Origin of the sequence: Skermanella aerolata KACC 11604, assembly GCF_000936425.1 — a bacterium.
In the GTDB taxonomy this organism is placed as follows: domain Bacteria; phylum Pseudomonadota; class Alphaproteobacteria; order Azospirillales; family Azospirillaceae; genus Skermanella; species Skermanella aerolata.
The window spans coordinates 43,302-59,674 of record NZ_AVFK01000003.1; the positions used below are offsets into that span (position 1 = coordinate 43,302).

At 66.2% G+C, this 16,373-nt stretch carries 13 protein-coding genes; 6 read left to right on the top strand and 7 right to left on the bottom strand.

The features are described from left to right. Positions 1 to 5: 5 nt before the first annotated feature. The 7 genes from N826_RS05475 to N826_RS05505 form a co-directional block, all read right to left on the bottom strand. A complete protein-coding gene (locus N826_RS05475) occupies positions 6 to 944 on the bottom strand; it encodes a 3-hydroxyacyl-CoA dehydrogenase (RefSeq protein ID WP_044426513.1) in 939 nt (312 codons plus the stop codon). A gap of 39 nt (positions 945 to 983) precedes the next feature. Continuing rightward, positions 984 to 3,587 carry a branched-chain amino acid ABC transporter ATP-binding protein/permease gene (locus tag N826_RS05480; RefSeq protein ID WP_084720515.1) on the bottom strand — a complete coding sequence of 868 codons (2,604 nt, stop codon included), beginning with the start codon at positions 3,585 to 3,587 and terminating at the stop codon, positions 984 to 986. An 8-nt stretch (positions 3,588 to 3,595) separates the two neighbouring features. Further along, positions 3,596 to 4,474 (bottom strand): branched-chain amino acid ABC transporter permease, encoded by an 879-nt coding sequence (locus tag N826_RS05485; protein WP_044426514.1) that lies wholly within the window; start codon positions 4,472 to 4,474, stop codon positions 3,596 to 3,598. 84 nt (positions 4,475 to 4,558) lie between these two features. After that, on the bottom strand, positions 4,559 to 5,821 hold the full coding sequence (locus N826_RS05490) for an ABC transporter substrate-binding protein (protein ID WP_044426515.1): 1,263 nt from the start codon (positions 5,819 to 5,821) through the stop codon (positions 4,559 to 4,561). A 188-nt stretch (positions 5,822 to 6,009) separates the two neighbouring features. Further along, entirely contained in the window at positions 6,010 to 7,401 is a 1,392-nt protein-coding gene (locus tag N826_RS05495) for an aspartate aminotransferase family protein (RefSeq protein ID WP_044426516.1), read from the bottom strand. Positions 7,402 to 7,443: 42 nt separating this feature from the next. Then, positions 7,444 to 8,943, bottom strand: a complete 1,500-nt coding sequence (locus N826_RS05500; RefSeq protein WP_044426518.1) for an NAD-dependent succinate-semialdehyde dehydrogenase — start codon at positions 8,941 to 8,943, stop codon at positions 7,444 to 7,446. A 129-nt stretch (positions 8,944 to 9,072) separates the two neighbouring features. Then, positions 9,073 to 9,567, bottom strand: coding sequence for an Lrp/AsnC family transcriptional regulator (locus N826_RS05505; RefSeq protein ID WP_044426520.1), 495 nt, complete (start codon positions 9,565 to 9,567; stop codon positions 9,073 to 9,075). A 90-nt stretch (positions 9,568 to 9,657) separates the two neighbouring features. Here N826_RS05505 and ehuR point away from each other — a divergent pair, with 90 nt between their 5' ends. The 6 genes from ehuR to ehuB all read left to right on the top strand — a co-directional run bounded on the left by ehuR (position 9,658) and on the right by ehuB (position 16,359). Next, complete coding sequence (gene ehuR / locus N826_RS05510) at positions 9,658 to 11,076, top strand: MocR-like ectoine utilization transcription factor EhuR (protein WP_044426854.1); 1,419 nt, start codon at positions 9,658 to 9,660, stop codon at positions 11,074 to 11,076. Between the two features lie 140 nt (positions 11,077 to 11,216). Continuing rightward, positions 11,217 to 12,200, top strand: coding sequence for a hydroxyectoine utilization dehydratase EutB (gene eutB, locus N826_RS05515; RefSeq protein WP_044426522.1), 984 nt, complete (start codon positions 11,217 to 11,219; stop codon positions 12,198 to 12,200). Between the two features lie 3 nt (positions 12,201 to 12,203). Then, positions 12,204 to 13,196 carry a cyclodeaminase gene (locus N826_RS05520; RefSeq protein ID WP_044426524.1) on the top strand — a complete coding sequence of 331 codons (993 nt, stop codon included), beginning with the start codon at positions 12,204 to 12,206 and terminating at the stop codon, positions 13,194 to 13,196. A 20-nt stretch (positions 13,197 to 13,216) separates the two neighbouring features. Further along, positions 13,217 to 14,398: an ectoine hydrolase DoeA gene (doeA, locus tag N826_RS05525; protein ID WP_044426526.1), complete on the top strand. Its 1,182-nt coding sequence runs from the start codon at positions 13,217 to 13,219 to the stop codon at positions 14,396 to 14,398. 4 nt (positions 14,399 to 14,402) lie between these two features. Continuing rightward, a complete protein-coding gene (doeB, locus tag N826_RS05530) occupies positions 14,403 to 15,413 on the top strand; it encodes a N(2)-acetyl-L-2,4-diaminobutanoate deacetylase DoeB (protein WP_044426527.1) in 1,011 nt (336 codons plus the stop codon). A 76-nt stretch (positions 15,414 to 15,489) separates the two neighbouring features. Continuing rightward, on the top strand, positions 15,490 to 16,359 hold the full coding sequence (ehuB, locus tag N826_RS05535; protein ID WP_044426529.1) for an ectoine/hydroxyectoine ABC transporter substrate-binding protein EhuB: 870 nt from the start codon (positions 15,490 to 15,492) through the stop codon (positions 16,357 to 16,359). Positions 16,360 to 16,373 lie beyond the last annotated feature (14 nt).

The following is a 16,373-nucleotide window of genomic DNA, read 5'->3' on the forward strand; positions in this document are numbered from 1 at the left end:
CAGCTTTACGACTGCTTCGAAGCCTCGGCCTTGTGGGCGAGCAACGCCATCAGCCGGCGGTTGCGCCACTCCTGGCGGGTCGGCAGTTCCGAAGCGGGCAGGGCGGCGCGGCGTTCGGCGTCGATCCGGGTCACTACCTCATGCTGCCATCCGGCGGGCGGCAGCGGCTGGCTTTCCAGCCGGTCGTAGAAGCCGCCGTAGCGGGCCGCGTAGTCGATCACTCCGCCGGGAGCGTTCAGGTCGATGGTCTCGAAGGGACCCATGAACGACCAGCGCAGGCCCAGGCCGTCGCGGACGCACCGGTCTACATCCTCTGGCGAGACATAGCCTTGGGCGACCAGCCGGAGCGCTTCGTTGAGCAGCGCGCCCTGCAACCGGTTCAGCACGAAGCCTTCGACCTCGCGCTCGACCGTGACCGGCACCTGTCCGACGCTCTCCATCAGCGCGCGGGTCTTGGCGACCGCCTCGTCGGTCGTCCACGGCGTCCGGGAGAGTTCCACCAGGGGTACCAGATGAGGCGGGTTGACGGGATGGACCACCAGGCAGCGCCCGCGCCCGGCCAATCCTTCCGTGAAGTCGGATCCGGGGATGGCCGAGGTGGAACTGCCGATTACGGCGCCAGCCGGAGCCAGCCGGTCCAGGTCCTGGAAGACGGCGCGCTTTACGTCGGGCTTTTCCGGCAGGTTCTCCTGCACGTAGTCGGCCCCGGCCAGGGCATCCTCCAACCCGTCGGAGACGCTGATGCGGGCCAGGACGGTGTCCGGCGTCTCTTTCAGCAGGCCGGCGGCGTGCAGGTCGGCCAATCCGGTCCGGATGAGGCCCAAGGCCTGTTCGGCCTGCGCCGGCGAGGCGTCGGACAGCCGGACGTCGCAGCCGCCGCGCGCGAATACGATGGCCCAGGCCCGGCCGATCAGGCCGCTTCCGATAACTGCGATGGTCGTCATGATGTTTCGATCCTTCTCGTTCCACTCACCGGTCCGTCCTCACAGCCAGAGCACTTCGCGGCGGTATTCCAGGTCTTCCAGCAGCGGCCGGCTCGGTCCCTGATGCACCACCCGCCCGCGTTCCAGCGCGTAGGTGCGGTCGGACAGGGCCAGCACGAGATCGAGGTTGTGGTCCACGATCACGATGGAGATTTCCCGCCGCAGCCGGTCGAACACCGTGAACAGCTCCTCGGTGACGGCGGGCGACAGGCCCTCGAACGGCTCGTCCAGCAGCAGCACGCGGACGTCACCGTGCAGGGCGCGGGCGACGGCAGCCATCTGCTGCTCGCCACCCGAAAGGTAATCGGCCGGCGTGTCCAGGCGTTCCCGCAGGCGGGGGAAGAACTCGAAGATGCGATCCTCGTCCCAGTGCCTGCCGGCGCCGGTTCGGCGGCGCAGCCGCCCCAGCATCAGGTTCTCGGCAACGCTCATGCCGGCGAAGAGACCGCGCCCCTGCGGTACGTAGCCGATGCCGAGGCGGGCGATCTCGGGCGCGCCCAGGCCGGCAAGATTGCGCCCGCCGTACTGGATGGAGCCCGATGCCGGCGGAGCGCTGCCGATGATGCCCTTGAGCAGCGTCGATTTGCCGGCCCCGTTGCGGCCGAGCAGCGCCACGATCTCCCCCTCGTGCAGGTCGAAGGAGACGTCGTTGATGATGTGGCTCTTGCCGTAGAACACGTTCACACCCTGCGCGGCCATGACGACGGCGCTGCCCGCCGCACTTTCACGTGGCCGGGCCGCCAAGGCGGAGGCGCCGGAGCCGATATAGACTTCCTGGACGCGGGCGTCGGTGCGGACTTGATCGACCGTGCGGTCGATCAGGACGCGGCCCTGGTTCATCACCGTCACCCGGTCCGCGATGCCGAACACCCGGTCGACGTCGTGCTCGACCAGCAGCACCGGGATATGGTCCGCGATGCGCCGGATCAGGCCGGAAATGCGCTCGCGTTCGGCTGCGGCCAGACCCGCTAGGGGTTCGTCCAGCAGCAGGATCGACGGCCGCGAGGCCAGCGCTATGCCCATGTCGACCAGACGCTGCCCGCCATAGGACAGGCTGCCGGCTAAGGCCCGCTCGGTGCCGTCCAGTCCCATGAAGGTGATGATCTCGCGGGTATCCGCGTTGATCTCCTCGATCGCGTCCGCCGGGCGCCACGCGTTGAACCGATGGGCATGCCGTGCCTGGGAGGCGAGGCGGATATTCTCGGCTACGGTCAGGTCGGGGAACAGATTGGTGATCTGGAATGACCGGGCCAGTCCTGCTTGGCAGATGCGGTCCGGCGGCAATCCTGACACGGGCTTGCCGCCCAGCCGTACGGTCCCCCCGCTCGCCGGGAACATGCCGGAGACGAGATTGAAGACCGTCGTCTTACCGGCGCCGTTCGGCCCGATCAGCGCGTGGAGGGTGCGGCTCCCGACCGTGAAGGACACGTCGCTGACGGCGGCCAGACCGCCGAAGCGCTTGCCCAGCCCGTCGCAGACCAGGGTGGCCCCGCCGGTGCCGGCCGCCTCGCGCAGGAATCCCGGCACGGTCGACGTCCGGTCGGTGCTGCGGGCGGAGACGCGGTTCGCCATGGCCGCCTCCTCCGTCGGAGGCGGGCGGATCATCGACCACAGCCGCGTGCCGACGCCGATCAGCCCGGTCGGCGAGAACAGGATGAAGCCGACGAAAAGCAGGCCGAACCACAGCAGCCAGTTCGGCGTCCACATCGACAGGTATTCGCGGAACAGGATGTAGAAGACGGCGCCCAGCGCCGGGCCCAGGAAGCTCCGCATGCCGCCGATCACGACGATCGCCAGCAGTTCGCCCGAGAAGGCGATGCTGGTCGGTTCGGCCGAGGCGAAGCGGTTCTGAAGCACGAACAGCGCGCCGGCCAAGCCGGTGACCGTGGTCGAGATCACGAAGGCGACCAGCTTGTAGCGGCGCGTCGGATACCCTGCGAAGGATGCCCGCTGCTCGTTCTCCCGGATCGCCACCAGCGTCCGTCCCAGGGGCGACCCCAGGAGCCTCCGGAGCCCCGCGGCCACCGCGAAGGTCACGACGCCGACCAGCGCATAGAAGGTGCGCTGGTCGTTCAAATCGATGCCGAACAGCATCGGCCGCTGGATGCCGCCGATGCCGTTTTCACCGCCGGTCAGCTCGGTCCAGCGGAACGCGACGGCGAACGTCATCGCGGTGAAGGCCAGCGTCAGGAGGGAGAAGTACACCCCGCGCCGCCGCAGGAACAGGAACCCGGCGACGACCGCCAGCACGGCCACCACGGCGACGGCTCCCGCGACCGGGACGAACAAACCGCCGGGCGCCCAGTTCAGTTGGATCAGCGCTGCCGCATAGGCCCCGATGCCGAACCACGCGCCATGACCGAACGACACGAGGCCGGTGAAGCCGACCAGCAGGTTCAGTCCCAGGGCCGCGATGACGAGGATCAGGCAGACCGTGGCGCTGTCGAAGGTAAGGCCGATTGCCTGGAACAGGAAGGGCAGGGTCAGGATGCCGGCCGCGGCGACGATCAGCTCGACCGGAACGGGCGACGCTTTCGGCGACACGGTCACAACTCGCGAAGCCCCTGTCGCGGGACTGGACGCGGCGTCTTTATCGATACCCATCGGCGGCCTCATTCGAAACGCATGATGCGCTCGCCGAACAGGCCGCGCGGACGGAGAAGCAGCACCAGCAGCATCAGCAGGTAGATCGACGCCTCGGCGGCGGCCGGTACGAAGTGGATCGCCAGACCGCGCACGACGCCGACCAGGACGGCGGCGATCACGACACCCCAGAAGCTCCCCAATCCGCCGATTACGACGACCACGAAGGCGGCCGTGATGATCTCCGCCCCCATGGCGGGATGGACGCCGGAGATCGGGGCCAGCAGCACGCCCGCGAGGGCGGCCAGCCCGATCCCCAGCGCCACCACGGCGGTCATGATGGGCGCCAGCGAGATGCCGAGCACGGCGACCATGTCGGGGTTCTGGACGCCGGCCTTGACCACGCGCCCGAACGAGGTCTTGTTCAGCAGCACCCAGGTCCCCGCGACGGCAAGCACGGCGACGGCCAGCATCGCCAGCCGGTAATAGGGGAAGATCATGTCGCCGACGAAAAGCTGGCCCCGGATGAAGTCCGGGATCTGGAAGGGCAGAGGGGCGGCACCCCAGACGATGCGAATGGCCTGTTCGATCACCATCGCCAGCCCGAAGGTGAGCAGCAGTCCCAGGATCGGATCGGAGCGGTAGAAGCGGCTGAACATGGTCCGCTCCAGCACGATGCCGATCGCCGCGACCAGGATGGGCGACAGGACGAGCGCACCGGCGAAACCGAGATAGGGCTGGATCTCGAACGCGAAATAGGCGCCCAGGGCATAGAAGGCGCCATGCGCCAGGTTGACGATGCCGCCCAGGCTGAAGATCAGCGACAGGCCAAGGGCGATGAGCAGGTAGTAGGCGCTGACGACGACGCCGTTGACCACCTGCTCCAGGACGAAGGGAAGCTCTTCCAAGGCGTGGTCCTTGCGGAGGGGAGACGCGGAGCTAGGGCGTTCGGAGGTCCGGCACGGCAACCGTCCGCGCCGGACCTTCCGGCGTCATCCGAGGCTACAGGCGCTGTCCGAGCGGCTGGTCGCGATGCTTTCCAGGTCGTCTCCCGGACCGGGGACGGGATCGCCGAGCAGCAGCATGTCCCACTGGTCGGCCTGCTTGTCCCGAGGTTTCGGCCGGATCGAGTACATCTCGTTCATGAGCTGGTGGTCCCAACTCCGGAAATAGCCCTCGCGTCCCTTCAGGACATCGAACTTGGCGCCCGATTCCAAATGCTGGACGATGGCGTCGCCCTCGGTCGACTTGGTTTCCTCTATGGCGCGGGCCAGGATCTTCATGCCGAGATAGTCGCCCCAGGCCTGGTTCTCGGGCGGCTTGCCCCAGCGCTTGGTGAAGGCGGCGGTGAAGGCCTTGGCGCTCGGGGTGTCGAGGGTGTGGTGCCAGATAGCGGGCCAGATCCCGGCAAACGCTTCCGGCCCGGCGCCCCAGGCGGCTGCCGTGTCGAACCCGCCGCCGGCGAGCGGGTATTCCAGCCCGTATTCCTTATATTGCTTAATGAAGTTGGTGATCTGGTTGCCGGCCAAGTTGGAAACGACGACATCGGGCCGTGCCCGGCGGATCTTCAGGATGAAGGGGCTGAAATCGGTGCTGTCGGTCGGCACCAGTTCGTTCTGGGAGAAGTCGGCGCCATTCCGCTCGGCATAGCGGCGCGACACCGCCAGCAGGTCATGGCCGTAGGCGTAGTCGGCCGTCAGGCCGAACCACTTCTTGTCCTTGACCAATCCTTCCCGCCGCAGGCTGTCGCCGACCGCGTTGATGTACATCGTGTTCGCGCCCTCGATATGGAACATATATCGATTGCACGACTTTCCGCGCAGCTCGTCGGAGTTGCAGCCAGTCTGGATGAACGGCTTCTTCTCACGGCCGGCGACCTGCGAGATGGCAAGTCCCGACGCCGAGCTGATCTCGCCCAGGATGGCGATGACCTGGTCGCGCCCGATCATCCGGTCCGCCTTGGTCGAGGCGGTCGAAGGATTGACGCTGTCCTCGGCCAGCAACTCTATCTTGCGGCCGAGCACGCCGCCCGCCGCGTTGATTTCCTCGGTCGCCAGCGTGACGCCCATGACGCCATATTCGCCGAGCGGCCCCAGGAACCCGGTTCGCGGCGTCAGATGTCCGATGCGGATGACGTCGGACTGCGCCTGGACGATGGCGGGCGCTCCGATCGTCGCCAATGCCGCCGCTCCAGCCGATCCCTTCAGGATCGCACGACGCGTCAATCCTTTCGCCGGCCCCTTTGCGTAGATCATCGTTTCACTCCCCCGATAACGGTTTGTTGTTTTTTGATTAACCATCCGTATCGCCGGCTAAGAGTAAGCGAAACGCCGGGCGCGTCAACGTGGAGATCCGGGTTTCGGATCCGGGACGCCGTAAAACGAAACGAGGGGTTGGGAAAGCGCGGCCGCCACGTCGGACGGCCGCGCGCAGCGCCTTCGGGTCAGGCGCGATTTTCGGCGGCCACGGCATCGACCGCCTGCTTGGCGATATCGACGATCCTGTCGATATCCGCCCTGGTCACCACCAGCGGCGGCGCGAAGCCGAGGATATCGCCCTGGGGCATCGCCCGTGCGATCATGCCGCGCGACAGGCAGGCGGCCGAAACCTGCGGGCCGACCTTCAGGTTGGGATCGAACCGGCGCTTGGCCTGCCGGTCGGCGACGAACTCCAGCGCCGCCAGCAGGCCGACGCCGCGCACCTGACCGACCATCGGATGATCGTCGAAGGTCTCGTGCAGCCGTTGCTGGAAATAGCCTCCGACATCGGCGGCGTTGCCCGTCAGGTTCTCGCCGTCCACGATATCCAGGTTGGCATTGGCGGCTGCCGCGCAGACCGGATGAGCCGAATAGGTCCAGCCGTGGCCGATGGCGCCCAGCTTGTCGGACCCCTGTTCCAGCCCCTGCCAGACCTTTTCGCCGACGATGACCCCCGACAGCGGCAGATACGCGCTGGTGACGCCCTTGGCGATGGTGATCAGGTCGGGCGAGATGTCGTATTTCTGGCTGCCGAAATAGGCGCCGGTGCGGCCGAAGGCGGTGACGACCTCGTCGGCGATCAGCAGCACGTCGTACTTTTTCAGGACCTTCTGCACTTCCTGCCAGTAACCCTCGGGCGGCGGCACGATGCCGCCGGTGCCCAGTACCGGCTCGCCGATGAAGGCGGCCACCGTCTCCGGACCCTCCGCGACGATCAGCTTCTCCAGTTCGTCGGCGCAGCGCTTCGAGAAATCCTGCTCGGTCTCTCCGGCTTCCGCTCCCCAGTAGTAGTGCGGGGCGAGCGTGTGGAGGATCGGCGCGCGGGGCAGGTCGAACGCGTTGTGGAATAGTTCAAGGCCTGTCAGGCTGCCGGTCATGATCCCGGAGCCGTGATAGCCCCGCCAGCGGGAGATGATCTTCTTCTTCTCCGGCCGCCCCAGGACATTGTTGTAGTACCAGACCAGCTTGATCTGGGTCTCGTTGGCATCGGACCCGGACATGCCGTAATAGACCCGCGACATCCCGGCCGGCGCCTTGGCGATGATGCGCTCCGAAAGCTTGATGACCGGCTCGTTGCTGTGCCCGACATAGGTGTGATAGTAGGCGAGTTGCTTCGCCTGCTCGTGGATCGCATCTGCGATCTCGGTCCTGCCGTAGCCGACATTGACGCAGTAGAGGCCGGCGAAGGCGTCGAGCGTCCTCTTGCCCTCGGTATCCTCGATATAGATGCCCTGGCCGCCGCGGATGATCCGGTTCGGCGTTTCTCCATCGGCATGCTGGCGCATATGGGTCGAGGGATGGAAGACGTGGGCGCGGTCCTGCGCCTGAAGCACGGCGGTATGGTTGCTGGTCGTCATGGTGTCGGTCTCCTTGGGATATTCGATCGGCCAGCGGCCGGGTCAGGCGGCGAGGCAGAGATATTTGACCTCGGTGAACTCCTCGATCCCCATGCGTCCTCCTTCGCGCCCCAGGCCGGATTGCTTGACGCCGCCGAAGGGAATGGGTGCTCCCGTCAGCTTCACGCGGTTGACCGCGATCATTCCGTAGTCCAGCCGGGACGTCAGGTGCTGGATGCGCCGATGGTCGTTGGTGAACACATAGGCGGCAAGGCCGTATTCGCTGTCGTTGGCCATCGCCGCCACGTCGTCGTCGCCGTCACCGTCGTCGAACGGGATGATCGCCGCCACCGGACCGAAGGTTTCCTCGCGGTAGATCAGCATGTCGGGCGTCACGCCGGCCAGCACGGTCGGCTGGAAGAACAGGCCGCCCAAACGGGGATCGCCGCCGCCGCCCGTCATCAGCCGGGCGCCCTTGGCGACCGCGTCCTCGACGTGTTCCCGGCATTTGGCGACGGCGCGCCGGTGCATCAGCGGTCCTAGGTCGGTGGCCTCGTCAAGGCCGTTGCCGCAACGCAGGGCCGCCGCAGCCTTCGTGAAAGCCGCGACGAAGCTGTCATGGATGCGGCGATGGACATAGATTCGGTTGGCGGCAAGGCAGTCCTGCCCCGTCGTCGCGAACTTGGCCGCGATGGCCGCCGCGACCGCGTTGTCGAGCGGGACGTCCGGGTACAGGATGAACGGAGCGTGTCCACCCAGTTCCATCGACATCTTCTTGACCGTACCGGCCGACTGCGCCAGCAGCCGGCGACCGACGGCGGTCGAGCCGGTGAAACTGAGGGCACGCACCGTTGGGTTGGCGCACATCTCGCCGACGATAGCCTCGGGTTGCCCGGTCACGACCGAGAAGATGCCGGCGGGAATGCCGGCCCGCTCACCAAGCTCGGCTAGCGCGAGCGCGGAATAGGGCGTCTCCAGGGCAGGACGGACGATCATCGGGCACCCGGCGGCCAACGCGGCCGCGGCCTTGCGGGTGATCATGGCGCTGGGGAAGTTCCAGGGGGTGACGGCGGCGGTGACGCCGACCGGTTCGCGTCTCACCACCATGGAGCAATTGGGTAGATGCGGCGTGACGCTTTCCACGTTCAGCCGGCGGCCTTCCTCGGCGTACCAGTCGATAAAGCTGGCGGCGTAGTCGATCTCGCCACGGGATTCGGCAAGCGGCTTGCCCTGCTCAACCGTCATCAGGATGGCCAGATCCTTGCGATGCTCCAGCATCAGGTCGCCCCAGCGCCGAAGAATCCTGCCGCGCTCCTGCGGCAGCTTCGACCGCCAGGCCGGCCAAGCCCTCGCCGCCGCTTCGATCGCTTGGCGGGTCGCATCGGCGTCCATATCGGGCACCGTGCCGATGACCGCCCCCGTGGCGGGATTGGTGACTTCGGCGACGGCGCCGCCGGAGGCGGAGCACCACCTACCGTTCACATAGGCCTGCTCGCGGAAGAGCCTCGGGTCGCGCAGCAGTCGGGTGATGTTCTCCAGCAGGTCGGAGGATTTTGCCAGCATGTCGCGCTCTCCCTCATAAGCTTGGGCCTGTAAGCTTCGGTTTCGGGAGAATGCTAGCGCAGGCTTGGCAGAGAGGTTTTTCGAAGGTGGACGCCTTTCCAGGCAGTTTCCCGGATTTCGGCGTGCCGGTCAGAGAAACTCTCTGCCGGTCCCGTCCATCAGCCGGTCGAGCGGCAAGGCACCGGACTCCTTGACCGGCTTGGTCACGATATAGGTGAAGTAGCGGTCGATGCCGACATCGTCGATCAGCAGGCGGTCGATCAGGCGCTGATAGGCATCGACGTCGCGGGCGACGATCTTCAGCACATAGTCCAGCCCGCCGCCGGTGGCGTAGCATTCCACGATTTCCGGAACGTCCCGGATCGCTGCTTCGAACCGCTGGAAATCGGCGTGCTGGTGGCGTTTCAGCGTAACCTCGACCAGCACCATGGTAGCGCGGGCCAGCTTCTCCAGGTTCAGCCGGGCATGGTAGCCGGAGATGACGCCCGCCTGTTCCAGCCTGCGAAGCCGCTCCCAGCACGGCGTCGGCGACAGGTTGATGGTCTCGGCCAGCTTCAGTTTGGTCATGCGGCCTTCGCGCTGGAGGGCGGCAAGGATCTTGATATCGAGTTCATCGAGCTTCATCGGCAAACTTTCCTTTGACAGCACGAGTCCGTCAATGACCATATTGTGCCAATTCAATAGGCGAAATTGACCTGATTGCCGAGGATAATGATGACGGAATGGCTCCCGGTCCTGTCGCTCCAGCAGCGCGGCGGCATCAGGCACAGCACCAAGCACAAGGCGCTGACCGAGGCGATCATCGCCGACATCGACTCAGGTCGCCTGACCCAGGGCGATCGGCTGCCGACCCACCGGGATCTGGCGCTGCGGCTCGGGGTCAGCGTCCAGACCGTCAGCGCCAGCTACAAGGAGGTCGAACGCCAGGGCTACCTGCGGAGCGAGGTCGGACGCGGCACCTTCGTCAAGGCCCGCGTCACCGACCGGGCGTCGCGCCACATGCTGGACCACCGCCCAAGCGACACCGTCGACCTGTCGATCGTGCGGGCCGTCTTCACCCCGGAACACGATGCGGCATCCCGCACCCTTCTCTCGGCGATGGCGGAAGCGGACAATACACCCTGGATGCGCCCCTGCCGCCCGGTCGCCGGGTTGGACGCGCACCGGGAGATCGGCGCCGGCTGGCTGGAAAAGCTCGGCCTTCCCAAGGTTTCGCCTGACCGCATCCTGATCACCAACGGCACCTCCCACGGGATCTTCCTGGCGCTCGCCACCGTCGTCCAGAGCGACGACCTCGTCCTGACCGAGTCCCTGACCGACCACGGCGTCATCGGTCTTTCCAACGTTCTTGGCTTCACCCTGTGCGGCCTGCCGACCGACCGCGAAGGGATCATTCCCGAGGGATTCGAGGAAGCCTGCCGGACCGCCAAGGTCAAGGCCCTGGTCTGTACGCCGACCTTCAACAATCCGACTAGCACGCTGATGGGAGCGGCGCGGCGGCAGCGGCTGGCCGAGATCGCCCGGGCCCATAACGTCTACGTGATCGAGGACGAGGTCTACCGGCCGCTGATCGAAACCGAACTTCCCGCCATCTCGTCCTTCGTGCCGGAACTGGGGTTCTTCAGCACCAGCTTCACCAAGTCGGTGATGACCGGACTGCGGACCGGCTATCTGGTGGTGCCGCGCCACTTCAGCATCCGCGCCGCCAGCGTGCTGCGGGTCACCAGCTGGAGCGCCGTCCCCGTAGTGGCGGAGATGGCGGCGCGCTGGGTCGAGGAAGGCGTCGCCGAGCGGCTGGTCGACATTCAGCGGGAGGAAGTCCGGACCCGCCAGGAAATGATCGCCCGAGCGCTTGGACAATACGTGCTTGGCAGCCACCCGCTGGCGCTGAGCGCGTGGCTCAAGGTCCCCGACTACTGGACCGAGGACGGCTTGATCCGGGCCTTGCGCGAACGCGGCGTGGCCGCGACTTCGTCGGAGCCGTTCGTCGTCGAGGCCGGCGACCCGCCCAACGCCATCCGCATCTGCATCGGCGGCTCGATGTCGATGGAGACCCTGAACGATGCCCTTGACACGATAGGCAATACCTTCGCTCAATATCCCGGCGTCAACGACGCGGGTTTCGTCGCCTGACTTCATGCTATTCGAATTTCGCACGCTATCTAAATTTCATTGTCTCATGACAATGTATGCATTGATCCGTATTTGAAGAGGTTTATGCTTCGTCGGTAGCTGGCGGACACGCCGGTCGCCAACGGTAGCATGGACCCTTCATGACAATTGGTTCTCTGCCCACCCTTCAAGACATCTACCGTGCCCGCCGGACCATCGGCGGCCATGTCGTGCGGACGCCGCTGGTTCCCAGCATCGCGCTGTCCGATGCCGCGGGGACGCCCGTCTACCTGAAGCTTGAACACCAGCAGATTACCGGAAGCTTCAAGCTGCGCGGCGCCGCCAACGCACTGCTGTCGCTCGACCCGGAGCAGCGCCGGCGCGGCGTGGTCGCGGCATCCACCGGCAATTTCGGCCGTGCCCTGGCCCATGCCGCCAAACAGGCGGACGTGCCGGCGGTGATCTGCATGTCGCGGCTGGTTCCTTCCAACAAGGTCGAAGCCATCCGTGCCCTGGGCGCGGAAGTCAGGATCATCGGCTCCAGCCAGGACGATGCCCAGGAGGAAGTCGACCGGCTGGCGTCCGGCTACGGCATGGCGATGCTGCCGCCCTTCGATCATGCCGACGTGATCGCGGGGCAGGGCACCATCGGCCTGGAACTGCTGGAAGACCTGCCGGACCTCGACACCGTCCTGGTTCCCCTGTCGGGTGGCGGCCTGCTGGCCGGCATCGCCCTTGCCGTCAAATCGGCCAATCCGAAAGCCCGCCTTGTCGGCGTCACGATGGAGCGGGGAGCCGCCATGCATGCCAGTCTGTGCGCCGGCCGCCCCGTTCTGGTCGAGGAAGTCGAAAGCCTCGCGGACTCGCTCGGCGGCGGCGTCGGTCTTTCCAACCGGTACAGCTTCGCCCTGGTGCGCGATCTGGTCGACGATGTCGTCCTGGTCTCCGAGAGCCAAATCGCGAACGCCATCCGGTTCGCCTATCGGCAGGAGCAGCAGGTGGTCGAAGGAGCCGGCGTCGTCGGGATAGCGGCGCTCTTTGCTGGCTTGATAGCCGATCCCGGCGTCACGGCGATCGTCCTCAGCGGCAGGAACATCGACATGGCGCGCCACGCCGAAATCGTCGCCAACGCGATGGAGACTTGACGGATGCCCGATCTGAAGATTCTGACCGAGGCCGAGCTGCGGGATTGCGTCGCCCTGGACGCGGCGGCGGTCGCCTGCGTCGAGGACTGTTTCCGCGCCCTGGCAACGCAGGCCGTCGCCATGCCGCCGATCCTCCGTCTCGACATTCCCGAGCATAACGGAGAGGTGGACGTCAAGACGGCCTACGTGCCCGGTCTCGACGGCTTTGCCATCAAGATCAGCCCCGGCTTCTTCGACAATCCGAAGCTGGGCCTCGCCAGCGTCAACGGGCTGATGGTCCTGCTCAGCGCAAGGACGGGTCTGGTAGAGGCGATCCTGCTCGACAACGGATACCTGACGGATGTGCGGACGGCCGCCGCCGGCGCCGTCGCCGCCAAATGGCTTTCTCGTCCGGATGCCCGGACAGCCGGGATCATCGGCGCCGGCATGCAGGCCCGCATGCAGCTCGACGCGCTTCGTCTGGTCCGCGATATCGACAGCGTCTTCCTCTGGGCGCGCGACGGCGAAAAGGCGGCGCGCTGCGCCGACGACATGCGCGGCAGGACCGGCCTGCCGGTCACCGTCTGCACGGCCCCCGACGCCGTCATGGCGTCCGCCGACATCGTCGTGACGACGACGCCCAGCCCGAAGCCGCTGATCGAGGCCGACTGGCTGAGACCCGGACAGCATGTCACCGCGATGGGTTCCGACGCCGAACACAAGAACGAGCTGTCGCCCGCCGTGCTTGCCCGCGCCGACCTCTATGTCGCCGACCGCGTCAGCCAGACATCCGTGCTCGGCGAGCTTCACCACGCCATCGCCGCAGGGCTCGTCCCGGCGAATGCCGACCTGCCGGAACTCGGCCAGATCGTCGCCGGCCAACGTCCCGGCCGCACCGGGCCGCAGCAGATCACCGTCTGCGATCTGACCGGCACCGGCGTTCAGGATACCGCCATCGCGACCCTGGCCGCCCGCCGCGCCGGTGAGCGCGGCGCCGGCACCCGCTTCACGTCTTGACCATCCAAGGTTCAATCCCGATGACCGACGTTTCCCTGAATTTCGACCGGTCCGAATACGCCAATCGGATCGACCGCACCCGCAAGGCCATGGCCGCCCAGGGTATCGACCTGTTGATCGTGACCGACCCGTCCAACATGGCGTGGCTGACCGGCTATGACGGCTGGTCGTTCTACGTCCATCAATGCGTGCTGCTGGCCCAGGATGGCGAGCCGTTCTGGTACGGCAGGGGTCAGGACGCCAACGGCGCCCGCCGCACCGTCTTTATGAACCAGGACAATATCCTGGGCTATCCCGACTACTACGTCCAATCGACCGAGCGTCACCCGATGGACTACCTGTCGGGCATCGTCGAGAGCAAAGGCTGGGGAAGCCGGTCCATCGGCGTCGAGATGGACAACTACTATTTCAGCGCCGCCTGCCTGAATTCTCTCCGCAAACATCTGCCCAACGCCTCGTTCAAGGACGCGACGGCCCTGGTCAACTGGCAGCGCGCGGTCAAGTCTCCGCGCGAGATCGAGTACATGACCGTCGCCGCCCGCATCGTCGAAGCGATCCACACCCGCATCCTGGAACTGGTCGAACCCGGCATCCGCAAGAACGACCTCGTCGCGGAGATCTATCGTACCGCCATTCGCGGCGTGGACGGCTACGGCGGCGACTATCCCGCTATCGTCCCGCTGCTGCCGTCGGGCATCGACGCCTCCGCCCCGCACCTGACCTGGGACGACCGTCCCTTCAAGACGGGCGAGGGCACCTTCTTCGAGATCGCCGGCTGCTACAAGCGCTACCATTGCCCGCTCTCGCGTACCGTTTGGCTCGGCAAGCCGCCGCAGAAGGTCCTGGATACCGAAAAGGCCGTTCTGGAAGGAATGGTCGCCGCCCTCGAAGCCGCGAAGCCCGGCAATACCTGCGAGGAGGTCGAGGCGGCGTGGCGGCGCACCATCGCCAAGTACGGGATAGAGAAGGAAAGCCGCTGCGGCTATCCGATCGGCCTCAGCTATCCGCCGGACTGGGGCGAGCGCACCATGAGCCTCCGCCCCGGCGACAGGACCGTCCTCCAGCCCGGTATGTGCTTCCACCTGATCCCGGCGATCTGGCAGGACGACTGGGGGCTGGAGATCACCGAGAGCTTCCGGATCACCGACACCGGGTCGGAGACCTTCTGCACCTATCCGCGCAAGCTGTTCGTGAAGGACTGAAGCCATGGGCATCGTCACGCGGGACCTGCGTCCGTCGCCGATCACGCCGACCGTGGACTTCAGCCGCGACGGCGTTCAGCACGGCTTTCTCAAGCTACCCTATTCGCACGACCAATCGGCCTGGGGATCGGTGATGATCCCCGTCACGGTTGTCAAGCGCGGCGACGGTCCTACCGCCCTGCTGACCGGCGGCAATCATGGCGACGAATACGAAGGTCCCGTCGCCCTGCTGAAACTGGCTAACGATCTTAAGATGGAGGACGTTGCGGGCCGCGTCATCATCGTGCCCGCGATGAACTTCCCGGCCTTCCAGGCAGGCCGCCGGACGTCCCCGATCGATGCCGGCAACCTGAACAGGAGTTTTCCGGGGAAGCCGGACGGAACCGCCACGCAGAAGATCGCCGACTACTTCCAGCGTACCCTGCTGCCCTTGGCCGATATCGTCTTGGACTTCCATTCCGGCGGCAAGACGCTGGACTTCGTCCCCTTCGCCGCCGCGCATCTGCTGCCCGATCAGCGTCAACAGGCTCAATGCGTTGCGGCGATGGAGGCGTTCTCCGCCCCCTACAGCATGATGATGCTCGAGATCGACAGCGTCGGGATGTACGACAGCGCCGCCGAGGAGATGGGCAAGGTCTTCGTCACGACCGAGCTTGGTGGTGGCGGGACAGCCACCGCGCAAACGATCGCGATTGCTGAACGCGGCGTCCGCAATGTCCTGAAGCACGCCGGCATCCTGTCCGGCGAGCCGGACCGGGTTCCCGGCATCCGGATGGACATGCCGGGTCCCGAATGCTTCACCACCGCCGAGGACGACGGCATCCTGGAAATGTGCGTCGATCTGGGCGAGCCTGTCCGGTCCGGCGAGCTCGTCGCCCGAATTCACCCCATGGGCCGCACCGGCCTTGCCGCGCGGGAGTATCGCGCCGGTTTGGACGGCATCCTCGCGGCCCGTCATTTTCCCGGAATCATCCGGACCGGCGACACCCTGGCGGTCGTCGCCGTCCGGCTGTGACGCGACCATCAGGTTAAAAGTTTCAGAATAAGAAACGGCCAAGACAAACGACAACGATGAACAGTGAGGTTGAGCAATGCGTAACGTAAAATCCTGGTCCCGGCTTGCCGCGGTAGCACTGACCGCCATCGGCCTGACGCTGACCGCAGCATCCGCATCCGCCGAAACCACTCTGGAGCGCGTCAAGCGAACCGGCGAGATCCGCATCGGCTTCGCCAACGAAGCGCCGTTCGGCTACCAGACGCCCGACGGCAAGCTGACCGGAGAAGCGCCGGAAGTCGGCAAGGCCGTCCTGAAGCAACTCGGCGTCACCAAGGTCGAGGGCGTCCTGACGGAGTTCGGCGCCCTGATTCCCGGATTGCGGGCCGGACGCTTCGACATGATCGCCGCCGGCATGTACATTACGCCGCCGCGCTGCAAGCAGGTCCAGTTCTCCGAACCCAGCTACTCGATCGGCGAGGCCTTCGCGGTCGCCGCCGGCAACCCGAAGAAGCTGCAAGGCTACGAGGACTTCGCCCAGAACTCCTCCGCTAAGCTCGGCGTCATGGCGGGTGCGGTCGAAGCCGGCTACGCCCGCAAGATGGGCGTCGCGGAGTCCCAGCTCGTCGTCTTCCCCGACGGCCCCAGCGCCCTGGCGGGCGTGCGCACCGGCCGGGTCGACGCCTATGCCGGCACGGCCTTGACCATTCAGGACCTGCTGTCGAAGAACGGCGACGGTCTGGAGCGGGCGGAGCCGTTCAAGGACCCCGTGATCGACGGCGAAAGCATCCGGGGCTACGGCGCCTTCGGCTTCCGTCCGGAGGACAAGGACTTCCTCGAAGCCTTCAACAAGGTCCTGGTCGCCTACCGCGGCACCGACGAACATCTGGCCCTGGTCGAACCGTTCGGCTTCACCAAGACCGAGATGCCGGAGAAGACCACCGCACAACTGTGCGCGGGCAAGTAACCGCCTTTTCCTGA